Origin of the sequence: Gilliamella apis (assembly GCF_030758615.1) — a bacterium.
Lineage (GTDB): Bacteria > Pseudomonadota > Gammaproteobacteria > Enterobacterales > Orbaceae > Gilliamella > Gilliamella apis_A.
Window position 1 is genome coordinate 980,071 of sequence record NZ_CP132381.1, and the last position, 21,550, is coordinate 1,001,620.

Annotated in this window: 19 protein-coding genes and 1 pseudogene; 10 read left to right on the forward strand and 10 right to left on the reverse strand. The window is 33.7% G+C overall.

All coding sequences use genetic code 11. From position 1 onward, the window contains the following. Positions 1 to 5 precede the first annotated feature (5 nt). The 4 genes from RAM17_RS04565 to RAM17_RS04580 all read right to left on the reverse strand — a co-directional run bounded on the left by RAM17_RS04565 (position 6) and on the right by RAM17_RS04580 (position 4,791). Positions 6 to 1,514 (reverse strand): glucan biosynthesis protein G, encoded by a 1,509-nt coding sequence (locus RAM17_RS04565; RefSeq protein ID WP_444848747.1) that lies wholly within the window; start codon positions 1,512 to 1,514, stop codon positions 6 to 8. 71 nt (positions 1,515 to 1,585) lie between these two features. Beyond that, positions 1,586 to 2,251, reverse strand: a complete 666-nt coding sequence (locus tag RAM17_RS04570; protein WP_110448342.1) for a hypothetical protein — start codon at positions 2,249 to 2,251, stop codon at positions 1,586 to 1,588. Positions 2,252 to 2,419: 168 nt separating this feature from the next. Beyond that, entirely contained in the window at positions 2,420 to 2,662 is a 243-nt protein-coding gene (locus tag RAM17_RS04575; protein WP_110448341.1) for a YecH family metal-binding protein, read from the reverse strand. 188 nt (positions 2,663 to 2,850) lie between these two features. Beyond that, positions 2,851 to 4,791, reverse strand: a complete 1,941-nt coding sequence (locus RAM17_RS04580; RefSeq protein ID WP_110448340.1) for an exoribonuclease II — start codon at positions 4,789 to 4,791, stop codon at positions 2,851 to 2,853. Between the two features lie 123 nt (positions 4,792 to 4,914). Here RAM17_RS04580 and RAM17_RS04585 point away from each other — a divergent pair, with 123 nt between their 5' ends. The 3 genes from RAM17_RS04585 (at position 4,915) to RAM17_RS04595 (ending at position 6,775) form a co-directional block, all read left to right on the forward strand. Further along, the gene (locus RAM17_RS04585; RefSeq protein ID WP_086363685.1) at positions 4,915 to 5,664 is read left to right on the forward strand and encodes an alpha/beta fold hydrolase; all 750 of its coding nucleotides are present in this window, start codon (positions 4,915 to 4,917) and stop codon (positions 5,662 to 5,664) included. Between the two features lie 369 nt (positions 5,665 to 6,033). Next, positions 6,034 to 6,570, forward strand: coding sequence for a LysR family transcriptional regulator (locus RAM17_RS04590; RefSeq protein ID WP_110448339.1), 537 nt, complete (start codon positions 6,034 to 6,036; stop codon positions 6,568 to 6,570). Between the two features lie 31 nt (positions 6,571 to 6,601). Then, the gene (locus RAM17_RS04595; RefSeq protein WP_181414689.1) at positions 6,602 to 6,775 is read left to right on the forward strand and encodes a hypothetical protein; all 174 of its coding nucleotides are present in this window, start codon (positions 6,602 to 6,604) and stop codon (positions 6,773 to 6,775) included. A 49-nt stretch (positions 6,776 to 6,824) separates the two neighbouring features. Here the strand turns inward: RAM17_RS04595 and RAM17_RS04600 are convergent, their stop codons facing one another. From RAM17_RS04600 to RAM17_RS04615, 4 genes are read right to left on the reverse strand one after another with little or no spacing between them, the layout of a single operon-like run. Then, entirely contained in the window at positions 6,825 to 7,148 is a 324-nt protein-coding gene (locus RAM17_RS04600) for a type IV pilus modification PilV family protein (RefSeq protein ID WP_146208344.1), read from the reverse strand. Further along, the gene (locus RAM17_RS04605; RefSeq protein ID WP_181414688.1) at positions 7,141 to 7,521 is read right to left on the reverse strand and encodes a DUF2509 family protein; all 381 of its coding nucleotides are present in this window, start codon (positions 7,519 to 7,521) and stop codon (positions 7,141 to 7,143) included. Before RAM17_RS04605 ends, RAM17_RS04600 begins: the two co-directional genes overlap by 8 nt. Before the next feature lie 40 nt (positions 7,522 to 7,561). Further along, positions 7,562 to 8,125, reverse strand: coding sequence for a prepilin peptidase-dependent protein (locus RAM17_RS04610; protein ID WP_110448336.1), 564 nt, complete (start codon positions 8,123 to 8,125; stop codon positions 7,562 to 7,564). Beyond that, positions 8,119 to 8,595, reverse strand: coding sequence for a prepilin-type N-terminal cleavage/methylation domain-containing protein (locus RAM17_RS04615; protein ID WP_110448335.1), 477 nt, complete (start codon positions 8,593 to 8,595; stop codon positions 8,119 to 8,121). Before RAM17_RS04615 ends, RAM17_RS04610 begins: the two co-directional genes overlap by 7 nt. Positions 8,596 to 8,813: 218 nt before the next feature. Between RAM17_RS04615 and dapD the strand changes: the two genes are divergently transcribed. From dapD to RAM17_RS04655, 7 genes and pseudogenes are all read left to right on the forward strand, one after another. Further along, a complete protein-coding gene (gene dapD / locus RAM17_RS04620; protein ID WP_110448334.1) occupies positions 8,814 to 9,647 on the forward strand; it encodes a 2,3,4,5-tetrahydropyridine-2,6-dicarboxylate N-succinyltransferase in 834 nt (277 codons plus the stop codon). Positions 9,648 to 9,741: 94 nt separating this feature from the next. Further along, positions 9,742 to 10,233 carry a YajQ family cyclic di-GMP-binding protein gene (locus tag RAM17_RS04625; protein ID WP_110448333.1) on the forward strand — a complete coding sequence of 164 codons (492 nt, stop codon included), beginning with the start codon at positions 9,742 to 9,744 and terminating at the stop codon, positions 10,231 to 10,233. A gap of 248 nt (positions 10,234 to 10,481) precedes the next feature. Next, a pseudogene (gene bglX, locus RAM17_RS04630) lies at positions 10,482 to 12,759 on the forward strand (beta-glucosidase BglX). A 53-nt stretch (positions 12,760 to 12,812) separates the two neighbouring features. After that, entirely contained in the window at positions 12,813 to 14,507 is a 1,695-nt protein-coding gene (locus RAM17_RS04640; RefSeq protein ID WP_110448331.1) for a sensor histidine kinase, read from the forward strand. Continuing rightward, entirely contained in the window at positions 14,507 to 15,226 is a 720-nt protein-coding gene (gene btsR, locus RAM17_RS04645) for a two-component system response regulator BtsR (protein ID WP_110448330.1), read from the forward strand. The genes RAM17_RS04640 and btsR overlap by 1 nt, the downstream gene beginning before the upstream one ends. Before the next feature lie 286 nt (positions 15,227 to 15,512). Further along, positions 15,513 to 17,660 carry a carbon starvation CstA family protein gene (locus RAM17_RS04650; RefSeq protein WP_232351540.1) on the forward strand — a complete coding sequence of 716 codons (2,148 nt, stop codon included), beginning with the start codon at positions 15,513 to 15,515 and terminating at the stop codon, positions 17,658 to 17,660. 248 nt (positions 17,661 to 17,908) lie between these two features. Then, on the forward strand, positions 17,909 to 19,579 hold the full coding sequence (locus tag RAM17_RS04655) for a bifunctional metallophosphatase/5'-nucleotidase (protein WP_110448328.1): 1,671 nt from the start codon (positions 17,909 to 17,911) through the stop codon (positions 19,577 to 19,579). A 247-nt stretch (positions 19,580 to 19,826) separates the two neighbouring features. On the opposite strand, the gene RAM17_RS04660 is transcribed toward RAM17_RS04655, so the two are convergent. Together RAM17_RS04660 and RAM17_RS04665 are read right to left on the reverse strand one after the other, a co-directional pair. Then, positions 19,827 to 20,291, reverse strand: coding sequence for an NfeD family protein (locus tag RAM17_RS04660; RefSeq protein ID WP_198221897.1), 465 nt, complete (start codon positions 20,289 to 20,291; stop codon positions 19,827 to 19,829). Between the two features lie 92 nt (positions 20,292 to 20,383). Further along, positions 20,384 to 21,292, reverse strand: coding sequence for an SPFH domain-containing protein (locus tag RAM17_RS04665; RefSeq protein WP_086359750.1), 909 nt, complete (start codon positions 21,290 to 21,292; stop codon positions 20,384 to 20,386). Positions 21,293 to 21,550: the final 258 nt, after the last annotated feature.

Consider the following 21,550-nt stretch of genomic DNA (forward strand, 5'->3'; position numbering starts at 1 on the left):
TATAATTATTGAGCAGGGTATTGCCCACTCCAAGTTTCGGACAGAACTTCACCTGTTTGAGAAGCGAGTTGAACACGCAGATCGGTTGCTTTTTTGTTATCTTCAACGTTGAATCGAATAATAACACGCCAACCTTTAGTTACTGAATTGTATTGGGAATCACAACTTACAATTGAGCCGTTATTAATACTTGAAATAACTTTAACAGGATTTTTATCAGATAACTGAGGTCCAGTAAAATCAATAACATATGCATTAGAACCATCAAGTTTACGTATTAAATTGGCTTGCTTGATATCACCTAGCGATAAACGAGTACTTTCAGCTCTAGCGACGTTAGCTGGATAGCGATTTTGTTCGTTTAGTGTGTAATGTAGTCGATATTTAAAAGTAAGTTGGTCACCGCCTTTATATTGCTTTTCAGGAACCCAGAAAGAAACAATATTATCATTGGTTTCATCTGCTGTTGGAATTTCGACAAGTTCAACTCGCCCTTTTTGCCAATCATTTAAGATTTCAACCCAAACGCTTGGTCTTAGTTCGTAATGGTCATCTAAATCTTGATAGTCATCAAACCCTTTATCTCGTTGGATTAGACCAAAACCTTTAGGATTTTCTAAACTATATGATGAAAAAGATAAACGCTTAGGATTATTTAAGGGACGCCAGATCCACTCATTATTATTAGCCAAAATAGATAACCCGTTTGAGTCATGCATTGCTGGACGATAATTAAGTAGTGGTGATGGTTGATTTGGACCATATAAGAACATACTAGTTAATGGCGCAATACCCAATTTTTTAACTGAATTACGGAAGAATACTTTTGCTTCTACCGTAACGGTGGTATCAATACTTGGTACTAGGGTGATTTTATAAGCACCAGTCACACTTTGAGAGTCAAGTAATGCATAAATGACTAAATGCTTTTGATTTGGTTCTGGACGTTCAATCCAATATTCTTTAAATCGAGGAAATTCCTCTCCAGACATTTCACCGGTGTCGATAGCAAGACCTCGAGCAGAAAGGCCATATCGTTGATCTTTTCCAACGGCACGGAAATAACTACCACCAAGCGCAGTAAATATTTCATCATCGGTTTTTGTTGGCTTGTTAATTGGATAATGAACTTTAAAACCGGCAAAACCAAGATTTTTGGTATTTAAATTATCTAAATGAAGTTGACTCAAGTCGAAATAATCTGGATCGTATTTAATTTCATTAAATTGGTTATTGACAATTTCGTTAATTTTAACTGGCATGTCAAAATACATACCTTCATGATAAAACTCAAGTTTAAAGCGGCTTTTGCGATCATTCCAATAAGCTTTATCATGTTTAAAAGAAATTTTTTGATAATCAGCAAATTGCAGTGAAGATAGCTCACTAGGAATATTTTTAGATGGTTGGACATAAGACTTTTTTGATAATTTTTCTGCTTTTGTCACTACATCATTAAAAGTAAAAGCCCATGAAGAAAAACTCAAACAAGATATTGATGCTATGCATAACATCTTGCAAGTTATTGTTTTACTAAATCGACTAATAGGTAATAAATTGTACATAAAAAAGACTCACTTAAGTATTATCTAAAAATATTAATGTAATTGATAATATTGTCTTTAGGGCTACTTAAACAATTTTCAAGATAATCAGTTTTCATTTCGTCAAGAATACTTGGATTTTCATCAATTAAAAAATGCGAGTAATTATCTTTGAGAATTTTAGTTTTTAATGCAGCCAAATCTTGTTCTGACATTCTAAATAATGGTTGATAGCGATTGGTTATATTTTCGGTATCTTTGCTGTAAACTGCGGCAACGAAATCAGCTGACCATTGACAGTAATTGTTTAGGTTATTGTCGGTTGGATTAATTTTCTTTAACTCAATTTTATGTTCGGCTTGATTTTCTTCAATCACTTTTTTGAGTTGTATATCATATTTTAACTTATAGAATTCGTTAAGATAAAAATTTAACACACAGGATGATTCGTTACTATCATCTTTACAGTCTAAAATACCTTGTTTTTTTATATAACTGTCAAATTGTTTATCGCCAACCAATTGAAGTAATTGATTTTTGGCATTAGATACAAACGGGTTATTTTGTTCCGTTTGTTCTTTTAATATTGTTAACGGATCGACTTCAATATTTTTGCCATTATTTTTTGTTTTAGACATATTGTTTTTTACACAGCCTGTGGCAAGAATAAAGACAATGGCACATGTAAGGATATTACTTATTTTCATATATCAAATTCCATGAACATATTCTTGAGTTGAAATTTCAGGTTGAGAAACTTAACACTTTGTAGTGAAGTCGTAACGCGAAATTATATACTCTTATTCTTTTAAAAACACTAGATGATTACATTAATTTAGTAAAAAACGCACTAAATATTCGTTTGCCGATTTTGTTTAATGTCGGCATATTTTTTTAATATCGACAGTAAATTGTGAATCATCGGTTAAAGCTGGCTTAAATTTTCCTTTTGCTTTTAAAAAAGCAATAAGCTGCTCGGCATTCATATCGGAGTTAGAACAGGTATGAAATCTAGCTTCGGTACCAAATTTTTCATGGATAGCATTAAGTAAAGATGATTCGGTATAATTGTTTCCATCCATCATCTGTAGTACTTCATGACCGTGAATTGATATCATTTTCCTCTCCTAGATTGCGGTTTATCTCGCTCTAATTATTATTTTTTAAGCGGTGAAAGATAGCAGATATTTTTAATAAAAAAAAGAGGTTAAATGTTAAAAAAATCATTAATTGTATTTAGATTGACCCTGATTATTATCAGGGTTAAATAATTAGAGTGAAAAAAGACAGATTCACAAGATAATCTTTATTTATTTTCACCGATTTTTACAATAATTGAGTGGTTTTCAATTTTAACCTGATGGATCACAACTGATAGTTTGTCAGCTAGTTTAAGTATCAGTTCATCTTTAATTTTAATTGAACCTTCATCAATATTTAAGGTTATTTCATCACGAGCGTTATGAATCATTGATAGTGGTAAAAATGCGAATGCGCCTATCTCTGTTAATCGAACTCGGGCCCCACCTCGATTAATGTCAACTATTTCAGCAGTAAAACATTGCTCTTGTTTATCGTATAAGTATTGGCTATAAAGATTTTCGGCGATATCTCGTTCAGCTAAACGTAATTTCTTACGACGATCAGCCATACTTTCTAATTGTTCGTTAGTTGGTGCAGGGAATGGTTGCTGTTTAAGAGAAGCTTTAAGTAAACGATGGTTTATCATATCTCCATATTTGCGAATTGGTGAAGTCCAAGTGGCATAGGCTAAAAAGCCCAAACCATAGTGGGGTTGTGGCGTTATCGAAAAATCAGCAGGACTTTGGAATTTACGCAATTTAGTTGATAGAAAATCGTTATTATCAATTAATCGGCGTAATCTAATATATCCTTCAAATGAAGTTAGTGACTCTTTATCAAAATCAGAAATGCCATTATCAACTAATATTTTTAAAATTTGTTCAATGTACTTACTATCAAAGCCTGAATGAGTATTAAAGACGCCGGTACCAATCTTTTCAGTTAAATATAAGGTCAAAGCTAAATTAGCAATAATCATCATTTCTTCAACGATATTATTGGCGATGCCTCGTTCTTCTTTGAGGATTGATTGAACTTGGCGATTATCATCAAGTACAAATCGATAATCATTGTTTGCTTTAAAAATTAACGCATTTTGTTGTCGCCAATTGATACGAACTTTTGCTAGATCAGCTAACAATTTCAATTGGGTTTTGATTTCTGTGTTAGCAAAATTTAAATCACTTTGATTTTCAAGGAAATTAGAAACATTGTTATAACAAAGCTTAGCTTTGGATTCAATCCAAGCCGAGGTGAAATGGATATCATCAGCAGTAAATTGTCCCGTTTTATCTAGGTGAATTTTACATACCATTGCTGGACGTTTTTGATTGGCTTTTAATGAGCATAGGTCATCAGCCAATTGTTTAGGTAACATTGGAATATTAAAATCGGGCAGATAAGTTGTAAAATTACGAACTTTGGCAATATTATCCAGCTCACTATCAGGTAAAATATAGGCCGTAGGATCTGCAATGGCTATCATTAAGTTATAATTACCCATTTCATCTTGGCAAATAGCAATCGCATCATCCATATCTTCGGTATTTTCATTATCAATAGTGAAAAACGACACATTGGTTAAATCTTGTCGATTTTGTTGTTCACTTTCAGAAATGATTAATGATTCAGCTTGGGGGGCATTATCCTCTAATTGGTAACGAGCTAAGGTTTTCAACCATAATTGATAAATAGAGTCAGATCTTGCGATAAATTGTGTTACTTGAGCAAGAAATTGTTGTTTATCTTTTTGCAATGGATGCGATTGTAATGTTGCCACAACCCAATCACCTTCGGTTAATTTTTGCTTAACTTCGGTGTTAACTTGACAACGTATAGCAAACTTAGTTGGCATATTTTCAGGATAAATCACCATAGCGCGATCTAAAAAGCCGATTTTACCAATAAATTTTTGTAAGCTACTTTCAATTAATATTTCAGGTTCAAATGACTCTTTATCATTATTGCTGATGATGGTTCCCGATACTTTATCTCCATGGCAAAGCTGCTTCATTTTGGCAACAGGAATAAAATAATTTGTTTTATTATCAACATCTAAAAAACCAAATCCTTTTTCGTGTGCTCGGACGATACCTTCAACATGAGGTTTTTGTTCTGCAAATTCTTGTTTAAGTTGGGCGAGTAATGGGTTATTTTGAAACATATGGCTTAATATTAATTGAAAAATTTAGACTAAATTCTATCATACTTATGCTTTTAGGGGTTATTGAATTGTTCATCAATGACTGGCTATTGAAGTCAGTTACAATAAATAAAGAGTTAAAACATGAAATTAAATTATAAATTACAAGGCAATAAACAACCGATTTTATTAATGCATGGGCTATTTGGTAGTTTAGATAACTTAAACATGTTAGCTAAAGACCTCGTTGCAAATTATCAAACTATACAAGTTGATTTACGTAATCATGGCCAATCGCCATGGTCAAATATCATGAACTATCAAGCTATGGCGGAAGATATCGCGGAACTCTGTCATGGTTTGCAATTACAGAACTTAATCTTAATTGGTCATTCAATGGGTGGCAAAGTTGCTTTACAATTAAGCCAACTTATTCCGCAACTGATTAGCAACATTTGTGCAATTGATATTGCGCCAGTTAAATATACTCAAACAATTAATACTCCGGTCATAAAAGCATTGGCACAATGCATTGATCAACAATTAGTTGATAGAAAGCAAATCGCTGAAGTTATGCGACAACATGGATTGAATGAACCAACGATTTTATTTTTGCTTAAATCCTTTAAACGTGAGCGTTGGCTATTTAATGCTGATGTAATTATTAATCAGTATGCCAATATTTGTGATTGGCAAACTATTTCAGCCAGTGCCATACCAACGTTATTTATTGGCGGTGGTAATTCTAGTTATATCAGTGATGAAAATTATCCAGCTATATTTAATCAATTTCCCAATGCACAAATTGATATTGTAGAAGGCGCTGGTCATAATGTTCATGCTGAAAAAACAGAGCAAGTATTGCAACATTTATATCATTGGTTAGCTGACTGATTATAATTATTTCCACAATAAAATTAATCAGTACCACCATTGCTTAATTGATGGTTACTGATTTTTATTTTTTAATTGAAACTAAAGATTGCATGATTTAATAAGCAGTAACACTAAAAAATAAGATTGGTTGTTTGGTAAATTCAATCAACCAACATGAATAGTCATAGTATAAGCAGTATTAGCCAATACGTATTTCTTTTATTCTTTATGGTGTGATTTATTTATTATAAATCAATTTATGTTCATTATCTAACCAGATACGAATATCATTGTTGTTTTGGTTCATAACTTTGACTTTAGAAAAATTAGCAATTGCGGTTTGCGCACCATGTTGGATCAGTTCAGCATTACCAATGCCGACACAATATGCACCGGCTATTCATAACACAACCAGCGTTAACTAAACAAATTCAATCTTTTGAACGAGTCATCGATCAAAAACTGTTTATCCGTGGTCGGAATGGAGCAACATTGACTGCAATAGGCAATGCGTTATATCCCGAAGCTAAAAAACTACTGCAACAACATCAGAAATTCCTGTTATTTGCCGATAATATTAAGAAAAAAGCGAATGAATGCTTATCAATTGGTTTTGGTATCTCTTGTTTTCAACAGGTGCCTAAATGGATTCGGACTTTTTCTGATGGATCCCCTGAATGTCATATTGTGACTAAACAACTACCTTCTAGTGAGCAAATAAATCTGTTAATGCAAGGTGAACTCGATATTGGTTTTGTCCGGATGCCGGTGCCAGAATCATTGCGTTCAATTATATTATCTAAAGAGTATATTGTATTGGCGGTACCAACTGAGGTAAAAGTGAGTTCCGGTAATATTAACGAGATACTGGCAACGCACCCGTTATTGCAGATAAATCCAGATTTAGCCCCCTTGTTTAACTGAACAAACCCAATTAATGCTTGAAGGAATTAATGTGACTTTAATACAAGGAGGAACAACTAATGATCTTCCTACGCTTTTAGCGTTAATTGCCGCTAAAAATGGAATTGCTTTTGTGCCAGCTAGTGTTCGTCATTTTTTACCTAAAGGTGTGAAACTCATTACACTAGATTTAGCGCAACTGGGATGGGATATTGCCGTGGCGTGAAATAAAAGAATTGAAAATAAAAAGCGCGATTTATTTTTGGACATAAATATTAATCACATAAAAAACGTTGTTGTTTAATCGTTTTGTGATGAATAGGGGTGACGCTAACAAAAACCATCTGACAAGACCTACCATAAGGTTGGCTATAAACTTGATATTGCCAATTATTTGGTATGATTTGCTGTACATTATGAGGATAACTATCAAGTAAAGCAAAGGCGATTTGTTCCGCTTTAAACTGTTTTTGGAAATAGTGGTGTTGACTAATGATTGCGGTTAAATAACCACTAAAACCTAGCATAATGATGGCAAACATTAAGCAAGAAATCATGACTTCAATTAAGCTGAATCCGGCTATATTTTTACTATTCACAATCAACGAGCCTTTTTTCTGGACAATAATCTAGCCAATGGCCTTTTTCAATAATCAAGTGATTATCAGCAAAATACGTTAACATATAAAGATAATAGTCATCAGCTTGAGCTCTCAGTAGAGTATAGTTATCGATTTTTAATCGTGATTTTTTGATGCAAGCCTTGAATTGATATTGATTATCTAATAAACATTGCCATTGCTCACTCGGAGGTTGCCAAACCTGTTTTTTTGCCCAATTTAAACTTGAGCTTGCTTGATTAAACTGACGATAATATTGAATCTCAATCAAATAGGTTTTTTTTAATGAATTAACTAGAGCCTGAAAACCGGTTAATAAAATGAGGCCGACAATGGTTAGGATAATTACCATTATTAGCGTGCTAAAACCTTCGGCTTGCGTTGTTTTTTTATTAAAATGGATTTTCATTTTTGATAATGGTTACCGTTTGATAGATTATTTTTTTGTTTTTCTTTAATTGAGCAGCAATATTTATTACAAAATAGCTGTTTTGCTGTTTTATTGAAAATTGCGTTATTTTAATGTCATGTGGATCGAATATTTTCTCCCAATTTACACCCTCACAACTTATTGAACCTACTTTATATTCCAAATTATTTTTGTAGAAACGATAAGCAAAGATGTCTGATTTACTTGGCGCATTACGATCATAAATCCAATCATTGCGAATTTCACTATCATAACGGAAAATATAACAATTGTTTGAAGTATTGATTTCAATTGGATATTGTTTCATTTTTTCGGGGCTATTGGCAATAAATCCAGCACGTTTTAGATCTTTGGTTATACTAGCTAAACCTTGATGAATATTTTTTTCTAAATGAATATGCAAATTTTTTTCCAACAATATCGATTGTAATTTACTATAGAATGAGGTGATACCTATAAATATTAAACTGGAAAATGCAATACTTAACATTATTTCAAATAATGAAAATCCATTTTGTTTTAGCATCGCGGTAGTCCGGGTAAATAACTATTTTTCTTACAAAATCGGATCCGCCCTCGATAAGAAATGATAATTTGCGTGGTACCAATGGCGTTGTGTAATTCGATTGTCCCCGTTTGTGCCATATTTTTCCGGCCCCAAAAGGAGATGGTTTTTTTATCAGTTAAATCACTCAATTCAACAGAATTATTAGGCTTCATAAAATAGGCGGTGCCTTCTTGGCAAGTGGTTGGTTTTTCGCCCTTGCCAATACTTATGCACCAAGGCTTAAAAAAATAATATACGTGATAGTTTTCATTAGTGTTGTAAGCTCTTGCTTGAGCCTCTTCTAAAAAATAGGCAAGCTGTTTTGTGGTGGTTGTTAGTTCATTACGCAGTTGTAATTCTTTCCAATGTTGTACACCAATTGCGGCCAAAATAGCACTAATGCTGATAACTAATAAAAGCTCTAATAAAGAAAATCCGCTGTTTTGCATTATTTTTTATTGAGAAATTTAATGAGAATTAAACTTTATATCCAAATAAAATCACGGTATTAACTTTTACTAAGATTTTGTGAAAGGTATTCCAAATAATTAACTTTTTTTGAGAGATCTTAATGATAAGATAAACCACTTAAAAATAGCGGCATATTATATTATACTGTTAGGCCAATTAAATTTGCTAACGGACTTTAAGTTAAAGGAAACGAGAAATGCAACAATTACAAACTATTATTGAGGCAGCATTTGAACGTCGTGCTGAAATTACCCCTTCAAATGTTGATACAGTGACACGTGATGCGATTAATCAATGTATCGCTTTATTAGACAGCGGTAAAATGCGTGTCGCAGAAAAGATTAATGGCGATTGGGTAACTCATCAATGGTTAAAAAAAGCAGTGTTGCTTTCATTCCGTATTAATGAAAATCAACTTATTGATGGTGGCGCAACTAATTATTATGACAAAGTACCGTTAAAATTTGCTGATTATGATGAAGCGCGTTTCCAACAAGAAGGTTTCCGCGTAGTTCCATCAGCAATTGCACGTAAAGGCGCTTATGTAGCTCGCAATACAGTATTAATGCCTTCTTACGTCAACATCGGTGCTTATGTTGATGAAGGGACTATGGTTGATACATGGGTAACTGTAGGTTCATGTGCACAAATTGGTAAAAATGTCCATTTATCTGGTGGCGTTGGTATTGGTGGTGTATTAGAGCCATTACAAGCAAATCCAACTATTATTGAAGATAACTGTTTTATCGGTGCTCGTAGTGAAATTGTTGAAGGTGTGATTGTCGAAGAGGGCAGCGTTATCTCAATGGGTGTATTTATTGGACAAAGTACTAAAATTTATGATCGTGCAACTGGTGAAGTTCACTATGGTCGCGTACCGGCTGGTTCTGTGGTGGTATCAGGTAACTTACCAACTAAAGATGGTAAATACAGCCTTTATTGTGCAGTAATCGTTAAAAAAGTAGATGCTAAAACGTTAGGTAAGGTCGGTATTAACGAATTACTTCGTACTATTGATTTATTTTATTAATCTATCTATTAAAGCTACCGTAAATGTTACGGTAGCAATAAAATGAGTTGTTTAAAGTGAGTTATATCTTATAACGATTAGAAGAGGAAAATTTATGCCTTCTTTTGATATTGTATCAGAAATTCAAATGCCAGAAGTCAAAAATGGGGTCGAAAATGCGACTCGAGAATTGGCAACACGTTGGGATTTCAAAAATGTCGAAGCATCATTTGAGCTTAATGAGAAAAATGAAACTATCAAAGCGACGAGCCAATCAGATTTCCAAGTACAACAATTACTGGATATTTTACGTGATAAGTTAGCTAAACGTGGTATTGATGGTGGCGCGCTGGAAATTCCAGAAGAGATGGAACATAGTGGTAAGTTTTATAGTATTACAGTTAAGCTGAAACAAGGTATCGATAAAGAATTAGCTAAAAAAATAGTTAAATTAATCAAAGATAGTAAAATTAAAGTCCAAGCACAAGTACAAGGTGACCAAGTTCGGGTTACTGGAAAATCACGTGATGATTTACAAGCAACTATGGCACTAGTTAAAAATGGTGAGTTAGGTCAACCATTTCAATTTACTAATTTCCGCGACTAATCAATCATTCTAATCTTTATTATTGCCGACATTGTTTTGACAAAATTGTTCGGCAATATGTTTTTATTTATTCACAGAATCAACTTTTAAAAAATTTGAGGAAAGCACTTTTTTGCGGCTAAATTTTTAATAATATGTGCTTTTATTTTTATTTTTGGTGAGGCATTATTTCAAATAACGAGATTTTTTTGACTAAATACGTTATTCTATTTGCTTGTCTATCCTCTTATATTATAACAATACTTATTATGCTGAAAAAATTAGTTTTCTTTTTTGTTTTTTTTATTTTTTCATGTCCTTTATTTGCACAAAATCCCAATGACGAAGAAAAGAAAGTATTTATTGATAACTTATTATCAAAAATGACTATTAAAGAAAAAGTGGGGCAATTGCGGTTAATTAGTGTCGGCGGTGATCTAACCTTAGACAAAGTACTTGATCAAATAGAAGCTGGTGAAATAGGTGGCATTTTTAATACTGTTGTGGAACCCGATCTATCCAGAATGCAGGAAAGAGCTTTAAGATCACCAAACCAAATTCCGGTTTATTTTGGTTTTGATATTGTTCATGGGCATCGTACAGTATTTCCAATTAATTTAGGTATAGCTGCAACTTGGGATCGTAATGCTTTCGCTAAAGTGGCTGAGGTCTCTGCTGATGAAGCTACATCTGATGGACTTAATGTTACTTGGGCGCCAATGGTGGATATTACTCGTGATCCTAGGTGGGGACGAGTTTCCGAAGGATTTGGTGAAGATCCTTATTTAGCTTCAGAAGCAGGGCGAATTTTTGTTGAAAAAATGCAAAAGCAATCCTTGGCTGATAAAAAATCATTAGTCACAACGGTTAAACATTTTGCACTTTATGGTGCGGTAGAAGCAGGACGCGAATATAACAGCACCGATATGAGTGAACGCAAAATGTTTCAAGAATATCTTGTGCCTTATAAAGCGGCTATTGATGCCGGTAGCCGAGCGGTTATGGTTGCGCTGGTTAGTGTAAATGGTATTCCTGCTACAGCTAATCATTGGTTATTAACTGATGTATTACGCAACCAATGGCACTTTGATGGAGTAGTTGTTAGTGACCATGGTGCTATCCGTGAATTAATTAATCACGGCGTTGCACAGGATGCTAAAGATGCGGTACGTATTGCTATCAAAGCTGGTATTGATGTGAGTATGAATGATGAATACTTTTTACAGTTTTTACCAGAATTGGTTGATGAAGGTGCAATCTCAGAAGATCTGATTAATCAAGCTTGTCGCCATGTGTTAGAGCTTAAATATGATATGGGGTTGTTTAAAAATCCGCATCGAAATTTAGATCCTAATTTTGATATTGAAACTATGTTTGCTAACGATCGCCTACATCGTACTGAAGCCAGAGATGTAGCTCGTCGTAGTATTGTATTATTAAAAAATGAAAATAATTTATTACCATTAGACAAAAATAAAAAAATAGCTGTCATTGGACCATTGGCTGATTCAAAACGAGATATTTTAGGTAGCTGGTCAGGTGCTGGGCGTGCTAATTTAGCGGTAACGCCGTTGCAAGGCATTAAAAATGCCATCGCAAATCCCAAATTAGTGAGTTACGCATGGGGGGCTAATCTCTCGGATGATCCTAACCTTGATAAATTTTTAAATTTATATGGTGAAAGCAGCAAATTTGATAAACGACCCGCTAATAAGATGATAGCCGAAGCTGTTGCTCAAGCTAAAAAATCAGATGTTGTTGTGGTTTTTGTTGGCGAAGCACAAGGCATGGCACATGAATCATCAAGTCGAACCGATCTCTGATCTTCAAGCTAGTCAAAAACGATTAATTAAAGCATTAAAAGCTACTGGTAAACCACTGATTATTGCTTTAATGAATGGCCGTCCACTTACTGTGAAAGAAGAATATCAGCAAGCTGATGCTATGCTTGAAACTTGGTTTTTGGGTACTGAAGGGGGAAATGCTGTGGCCGATGTGCTGTTTGGTGATTATAATCCGTCAGCTAAATTACCTATGTCTTTTCCAGATAATGTTGGCCAGATCCCTGTTTATTATAGCCATTTAAAAACTGGTCGACCACATGGTACAGTTAATATGGGTAAATACACAACGTCTTACTTTGATAGCCCGAATGAGCCTTTATTTCCATTTGGTTTTGGCTTAAGTTATACTGATTTTACTATTGATTTTTCATTATCAAAAACTGAAATGTCACCAAATGGGGAAATTGAAGTTATTGCTAATGTGGAAAATACTGGTGAAAGAGAAGGTGCACAAGTGGTGCAGTTCTATTTGCAAGATGTGACAGCATCAGTAAGCCGACCGGTAAAAGAGTTAATTGGTTTTGAATCTATTACTCTTAAACCGCATGAAAAAGGTCAAGTAAAATTTGTTATCAAATATGACATGTTAAAATTCTGGAATGATAAAATGCAATATGTTGCAGAACCTGGTAAATTTAATGTGTTTGTAGGTGCGGATTCTACAACTAAAGATAAGCAAACATTTACTTTACTTGATAATTAAAGTTAGCATTTTCCGTCGACTTTGGTCGGCGGTTTTGTGCCGTGGTTATTGTTATGTTTGAGTTTGATCTTGTACTACAGCTTTTACAGCAGATGTGCGTGTATTTGGTTATTGCTTATTTGTTAAGTAAAACCCCAATTGTTATTCCTTTAATGCAAGTCACCATCCATTTACCTCATAAATTAGTCTGTTATTTTATTTTTTCTTTATTTTGCATTATGGGTAGCTATTTTGGTTTACATATTGAAGATACTATTGCGAATACTCGTGCTATTGGCGCTATTTTAGGAGGGTTGCTTGGTGGTCCAGTAGTAGGCCTTTTAGTTGGCTTAACTGGTGGTATTCATCGTTATACATTAGGTGGTATTACAGCTGAAAGTTGTATGTTATCGACTATCTTGACAGGTTTAATTAGTGGGCTATTTCACTATACCTTAATGAAAAGAGGTCGAATTGATTTAGTCTATAATCCATTTTTAGTCGGAGTATTAGGTGTTTTGGTTGAATCGTTAGAAATGATTCAAGTACTATTAATATCGAGACCTTTTGATGTTGTTCTACATGCAGTGCGTAGTATTGCTGCACCGATGATTGTTGCTAATAGTATTGGCGCTGCAATGTTTATGCGAATTTTACTAGATAGACGGGCGATTTTTGAACGTTATACATCGGCTTTTTCTGCCAAGGCTCTTAAAATCGCAGTGAGTACTGAAGGTCTATTGCGCGAAGGCTTCAATCAAGAAAATAGTACTAAAGTTGCAGAAATTATTTATCAACAATTAGATATTGGCGCTGTAGCTATAACAGATAGAGAAAAAATTCTTGCTTTTATTGGGGTAGGTGACGATCATCATCTACCTGGTACTCAAATTACTTCAAATGTTACTTTAGAAGCAATTGAGCAAAATGATGTTAAATATCTTGATGGTACACATCAACCTTATCAATGTTCAATCAATAAAAATTGTCGTTTAGGTGCAACTTTGGTTATTCCTCTGCGTGGTGAAAATAATAATGTAGTTGGTACTATTAAACTTTATGAAGGTAAAAATACATTATTTAGCTCAATAAATAGAACTTTAGGTGAAGGTATTGCCAGCTTGTTATCTGCGCAAATATTGGCCGGGCAAAATGAGTACTACAAACAGTTATTGTCTAAAACTGAGATTAAACTACTACATGCCCAAGTAAATCCTCACTTCTTATTTAATGCCTTAAATACTTTACTGGCTATTATTAGGCGTGATAAAGAACAAGCATCGCAATTAGTGCAAAACTTATCAACTTTTTTCCGTAAAAACTTAAAACGTACTGATGAAATAGTAACGTTAAGAGATGAAATAGAGCATGTAAATGCTTACCTACAGATCGAAAAAATGCGTTTTATGGAGCAGTTAAGTATAAATTTTGATATTCCTGAACAACTCGAATATGCGCAATTACCAGCATTTTCATTACAACCAATTGTGGAAAATGCCATTAAACATGGTACATCACAATTAATTAGTCAAGGAGAAGTAACGATTAGAGCCTATGAAAATGATCTGACTTTAATTTTAGAGGTTATTGATAATGCAGGTAATTATCGAGAAAATAAAAAAGATAATAAAGGGCTTGGTCTTAATTTAGTAGATAAACGAATTAAGATCCGCTATGGTGAAAACTATGGTATAAAGATAATCTGTAAACCAGACGAATATACAAATGTAATGTTATCTTTGCCTTTGCTAGAGGATGTCGTAGTTTAATGTTAAATGTGATTATTGTTGATGATGAATTACTTGCTCGCGAAAATTTACGTTGTTTGCTAGACAACGATAGCCAAATTAATATTGTCGCAGAATGTAATAATGCAATGGATGCTATACGTGAAATTCATCGGTTAGCGCCTGATGTTGTTTTTCTTGATATTCAAATGCCGAAGATAAATGGTCTTGAAATGTTATCAATGCTTGATCCACAAACTATGCCTCATATTGTTTTTTTAACTGCTTATAGTGAGTTTGCTGTAAAAGCCTTTGAAGAACAAGCTTTTGATTACCTATTAAAACCTATTGAACAAGATAGGCTAAATAAAACATTAAGCCGCTTACACAAAAAATGTCCTGTAGCTGATATAAATCAATTATCAGGCATTGATCAACAGTTAAAATATATACCTTGTATTGGTCATAATCGAATTTATTTACTATCTAATGATGATGTTTTTTATATTTCATCTAAAGTCTGTGGTATTTATGTTTTTAATCAAAATAATAATGAATATTTTACTGAACTGACACTAAAAACGTTAGAAGATAAAACCTCGCTTATTCGTTGCCATAGACAATATTTAGTTAATTTAAAAAAGTTAAAAGAGATTCGTTTTAATGAAGCAGGTAGTGTTGATATTATTTTAAATAATGATGTTGCTGTGCCTGTGAGTCGTCGATATTTAAAATCGCTTAAAGAGATATTAGGACTATAATCATTTTATCTGGGTTTATTTCATCTATAGAGATACCGTTTACCAACCATTTTTAACCACTCATATAGTCGTTTCAACCTGTAACTAAATTTCCTATACCATTCAATTAACTAAAAAATTACTATACCCTTGAGCATAAAGTAAGCTTTATCTCATGATTCAATACAACCAAATTCAAAAACAATTTGAAGTTAATATCAATAAATTTTATCTACCTTTTTAACTATATAATTAAGTTAAAAATTAAATAGATGATATTAATCTTAAAGCGATAAAGAGAATTATTATGAATAATAGAATACTAAAGCATATACCTTGGGTTATTCTTGCTATCGTTGGTGCATGCTGTTTAGCTGTCATCGCACTACGTCGAGGGGAACATATTAGTGCATTGTGGATTGTTGCTGCTGCAGTGTCCGTTTATCTCGTTGCTTATCGATATTATAGTTTATATATCGCCAATAAAGTAATGCAGTTAGATCCGACACGAGCGACACCGGCAGTTATCAATAATGATGGCTTAAATTATGTTCCAACCAATAAATATGTCTTATTTGGACACCATTTTGCGGCAATAGCCGGTGCTGGACCGCTTGTAGGCCCTGTACTTGCAGCACAAGTAGGTTATTTACCGGGTACTCTATGGTTATTGGCTGGTGTGGTATTTGCTGGTGCAGTACAAGACTTTATGGTGCTATTTTTATCATCACGCCGTAAAGGGGCTTCATTAGGTGAAATGATAAAAGATGAAATGGGACCAATTCCTGGAACAATTGCCTTATTTGGTTGTTTCTTAATCATGCTAATTATTTTAGCTGTATTGGCATTGATTGTTGTTAACGCATTAGCTGAAAGTCCTTGGGGCGTATTTACTGTTTGTTCTACCGTGCCAATCGCATTATTTATGGGTATTTATATGCGATACCTCCGACCGGGTCGTGTTTTAGAGGTTTCAATAATTGGTATTGTATTACTCATCTTATCTATCTGGTTTGGTGGTGTTATTGCTCATGACCCATATTGGGGACCAGCATTAACTTTCAAAGCAACCACGATTACTTTTACTTTAGTTGGTTATGCCTTAGTTTCTGCGATGTTGCCTGTATGGTTAATTTTAGCACCGCGTGATTATCTCGCCACTTTCTTAAAAATTGGTGTAATTGTTGGTTTAGCTATTGGTATTGTTATTTTAAATCCTGATTTAAAAATGCCAGATGTAACTAAATATGTGGATGGCACAGGCCCTGTTTGGAAAGGTTCTTTATTCCCATTCTTATTTATTACTATTGCTTGTGGCGCCGTTTCTGGTTTCCACGCCTTAATTTCATCAGGTACAACACCAAAATTACTTGCTAATGAAACGGATGCACGTTTTATCGGCTATGGTGCTATGTTAATGGAGTCTTTCGTGGCTATTATGGCTTTAGTGGCTGCATCAATTATTGAGCCAGGTTTATATTTTGCTATGAATACTCCACCAGCTGCGCTAGGAATAACTATGCCTGATTTACATAAATTAGGTACTGGCGATGCGGCGATGATAATGTCTCAACTACAAGATGTGACAGCACATGCTGCGGCTACAGTTAGTTCGTGGGGATTTGTGATTTCACCTGAGCAAATTTTACAAACAGCCAAAGATATTGGCGAACCATCAGTATTAAATCGTGCCGGTGGTGCACCAACCTTAGCCGTAGGTATTGCGCATGTGTTCCATCAAATTCTTCCAGGCGCAAATATGGGCTTCTGGTATCACTTTGGTATCTTATTTGAAGCACTATTTATTCTAACAGCGCTTGATGCAGGAACTCGTTCTGGACGATTCATGTTGCAAGACTTATTAGGTAACTTTGTACCATTCTTGAAAAAAACCGATTCACTTATTGCTGGCTTTATTGGTACTTTAGGATGTGTTGGTTTATGGGGATATCTACTTTACCAAGGTGTGGTTGATCCATTAGGTGGTGTTAAGAGCTTATGGCCATTATTTGGTATTTCAAATCAAATGCTAGCAGCCGTAGCATTAGTATTAGCTACAGTTGTATTAATTAAAATGAAACGAGCTCAATTTGTTTGGGTGACTATTATTCCTGCCGTTTGGTTATTGATTTGTACTACTTGGGCATTAGCACTTAAACTATTTAGTAATGATCCTAATTTAGAAGGATTCTTCTATTTAGCTAATGAGTATAACCGTCGAATTGCCGAAGGTAGCGAATTAACAGCACAACAAATTGATAATATGCATCATATTGTCATTAATAACTACACTAACGCCGGTTTAAGTATCTTATTCCTAGTGGTTGTGTATAGCATTATCTTCTTTGGTATTAAAACTGCACTTAAAGTGCGTAATAATAAACAAAGAACTGATAAAGAAACCGCTTATGTGCCTATTCCTGAAGGTGGTGTTAAAACTACGATGTCACATTAATTAACAGTAAACAGAATGTTAAATTAAAGTAACATTCTGTCTGTTTATGAAAATAACTTTCGTACTCCTTATTTTGCCTAACAATAGTCACTATCGTTAGGCATTTTTTATCACTGATTAAGTAGCTTATTTTTTTATAAAAACGCTTTAATTGAAAAAATAATAATTTAGAATAATAGACTGTTTTTATAAAAATGATTTAAATTAATTAGGATATTAATTTTACATAATAGTAATAGGAGATAAGGATGTTGGTAAGCAAAAAACGTGCTTTGTTAAGCGGTTTATTCATATTAGGTTGTGTATTTCAGGTTAATGCAAAAGAAGTTGATGTTGCTATTTTAGCAACGTCAGATGTGCATGGGCGAATGTTGCCATGGGATTATGGTACTGACAAAGCAGACTCTTCAGGCTCTTATGCGCAGATTTCTTCGTTTTTAAAGGAGTACCGTTCACTACATGAAAATGTCATTGTGGTTGATGCTGGTGATATTATTCAAGATAATCAAATTGAACGATTTCATAATGTGCAAAATCATCCGGCTATTGCGGCATTAAATGCCATGCATTATGACATTATGGTACTTGGCAATCATGAATTTAATTTTGGTATGCCGATAGTCGATAAAGTTATTTCTGAATTTAAAGGCCAATCTTTAGCTGCTAATATTTATTATAAAGATTCCGGTAAACCTTATTTACCCGCCACAACCATTATTGAGAAAGAAGGTATTAAAATTGGCTTTATTGGTGCAACTACCCCTTTTGTTCCTGAATACGAGAATAAAACTGGCTATGTAAATCAAATGGAATTTACCATGCCAATACCGGAAATAAAAAAACAAATTGCTAATCTCAAACAACAATCAGTTGATGCTATTGTTTTAGTTACCCATATGGGATTAGATAATGAAAACAATAAACCTGGTACAGGTGTTGCCGATGTTGCTAATCAATTACCTGAAATTGACATAATTATTGCCGGACATAATCATCAAAATATTAGTGAAAAAGTCATTAATAATGTGGTTATTACTGAACCTCATCGCTATGGAACAGTAGTATCGGTGGTTGATCTTAAATTTGATATTGATGGCAATAAAAAAACCTTAAAAGCAAAAAAATCGCAAACATTACCAGTAAAAACTTATCCAGCTGATCCTGAAATCGAAAAAATTTATTCACCTTATCATCAACAATTAAGAGAAATTTCTAATCAAGTTATTGGTGAAACAGATAAAGATCTTGTACCACAAGAGATAATACATGGTATACCAGCGGTTTACTTGCAAGAAAGTGGTTTAACTAATTTACTTAATTCTGTACAAATTTATTATAGCGGTGCGGATGTGACTGCGGTTTTAGTCGATAATAAAAAAGCGATATTAAATAAAGGGCCAATCGCTCGCAAAGATATTGCTAACAATTATCAATATACTGCTGGTGAAACCTCTATTTTTGAAGTTACCGGAAAGGATCTTAAAGATTATATGGAATGGTCAGCGGCATATTTTGCTCAAGTACAACCAACGGATAAAAATTATCAATATGATTCAGTGCGAGGCGCATCTAAATATATGACTTATGATATGTTTGGTGGCGTTAAATATATTATTGATTTAAGTGAACCAGTAGGAAATCGAATTAAAAATCTAACACTTTTAAATGGTAAAGTTATTACTGATGATATGAAACTCAAACTAGGTATGAATGCTTATCGTTATGAAATGCTGGTGAAAAAAGGTGGTCCATTAGAAGGGCGCCGAGTCGAGCCAATTTGGAATTCTCGCACGGCATTAGGTGATGAAGAAGGTACCATTCGTAATATGACCATTAAATATATTACCGATGTGAAGAAAGGTAAGATTACCGATGAATCAAATAATAATTGGAAAGTTATTGGTATTGATCCTAAATAATCGAATTAGTGTTAGCATTCTTATTGGCTTATTTTTACACTAGTTTTTAGTAAAAATGATAATTACTGTTATAAGTACTTAAGCACTTTAAATTTTATATTGAAGCTGGATTAACAGTAATTATCTTATTATGATAATTACCATGAATTTTTACTATAGAAGATATTTAATAATCGGTTTATCTGATTGATTATTTTTTATGATAAACAAAAAAATACGAGTCATTGACTCGTATTTAATTATTAATTTATTTATTGAGTGCTTTTACTTTCAGTATTATGCCCTCAACTGCAACAACCTCAACAGGATGACCTACTTCTAGATCTTGATTACATTTTGCTGACCATGTGCCGTCTTTGATTTTTACTCGACCTGAACCATTAGTAATGGCTTCGGTAACGATTGTTCTAATGCCAATTAATTCTTGTTGTGGTTGATTAATTTCAACTTTACTTGATTTGTTATTATCGCGTTTTTTTAACCAAGCCCACCAAAGATAAGCTGATATTAACGTAAAAATAGCAAACAAAATCCATAAAACAGGCCAAGACAGTGGTAAAATCCAAGCAATCAAGCCAACAATAATGGCTGCCATTCCACTCCAAAGTGCATATCCGCCAGTTCCTAATAATTCAGCTATCAGCAAAATACCGCCTAAAGCAAAAAATACCCAGTGAGGAGAATCATAAATAACCATTAAAAAATCTGTCATTGGTTGTTACCTATTATTAATTAAATTATATTTCCAATCATCTCTCAAACCAATTTATTATCAGTTAGGGATATGATTTTGCTAAACTTAGTCTATTTAGTATTTTTGATTAATTCGGCAATACCACCAATGCTACCCATTAGACTTGAAGCATCAAGCGGCATCATCACAACTTTACTGTTATCTGAAGCACCGATTTGTTGTAACGCTTCAGTATATTTTTGCGCAACAAAGTAGTTGATAGCATTAATATTACCTGCTGCAATAGCGTCCGAAACCATTTGTGTTGCTTTAGCTTCTGCTTCGGCCGCACGTTCACGTGCTTCAGCTTGTAAAAATGCTGCTTGTTTTTCACCTTCAGCTTTTAAAATTTCTGACTGTTTTTCACCTTCAGAACGTAAAATAGCTGCTTGACGGATACCTTCCGCTTCAAGGATTTCCGCACGTTTATTACGTTCAGCTTTCATTTGTGCATTCATGGCTGCAATTAGTTCTGCCGGTGGTCGAACGTCACGAATTTCAATACGAGTAATTTTTATTCCCCATGGGCTAGTTGCATCATCGACAATACTAAGTAGTTTTGAGTTAATATGGTCACGTTGTGATAACATCTCATCTAGTTCCATACTACCAAGTACTGTACGGATATTTGTCATCATCAGATTAATAACAGCACGCTCAAGTTGGTTAACTTGGTAAGCTGCTCTTGCTGCTTCTTGTACTTGTATAAAGCAAACTGCGTCAATTTGTACATTTGCATTATCTTTAGAAATAACTTCTTGAGATGGGATATCAAGCACTTGTTCCATCATATTAATTTTACGGCCCACACCATCCATAAAAGGAATAATAATATTTAAGCCCGGTTCTAAGGTATGAGTGTATTTACCGAAACGCTCGATAGTATATTGGTATCCTTGCGGAACAATAGTGATGGTTTTAAAAACAGTAACTAAAGCAAGTAAAACGATTACTGCTATAAAAATATAAAATATAGGCATAGATCAAAATCTCTAATTTTTATTGTGAATTTAAATGTAAAGATTATTTTAATCGGTATGAGGTAATTTGACAAACTATTAATTGATATAACTATATGAAATTAAAATAGCTTCTTGTGTTCAGTCTATTTATGGACATAAACATATTTATAACAAAGTTATTTAAAATAATATTTATTAACAAAATATTTTCGTATTTTATTTAACTGTTGATAAAATCAAATAACTCAAAAAATAACCAAATATTATTAACAGTGC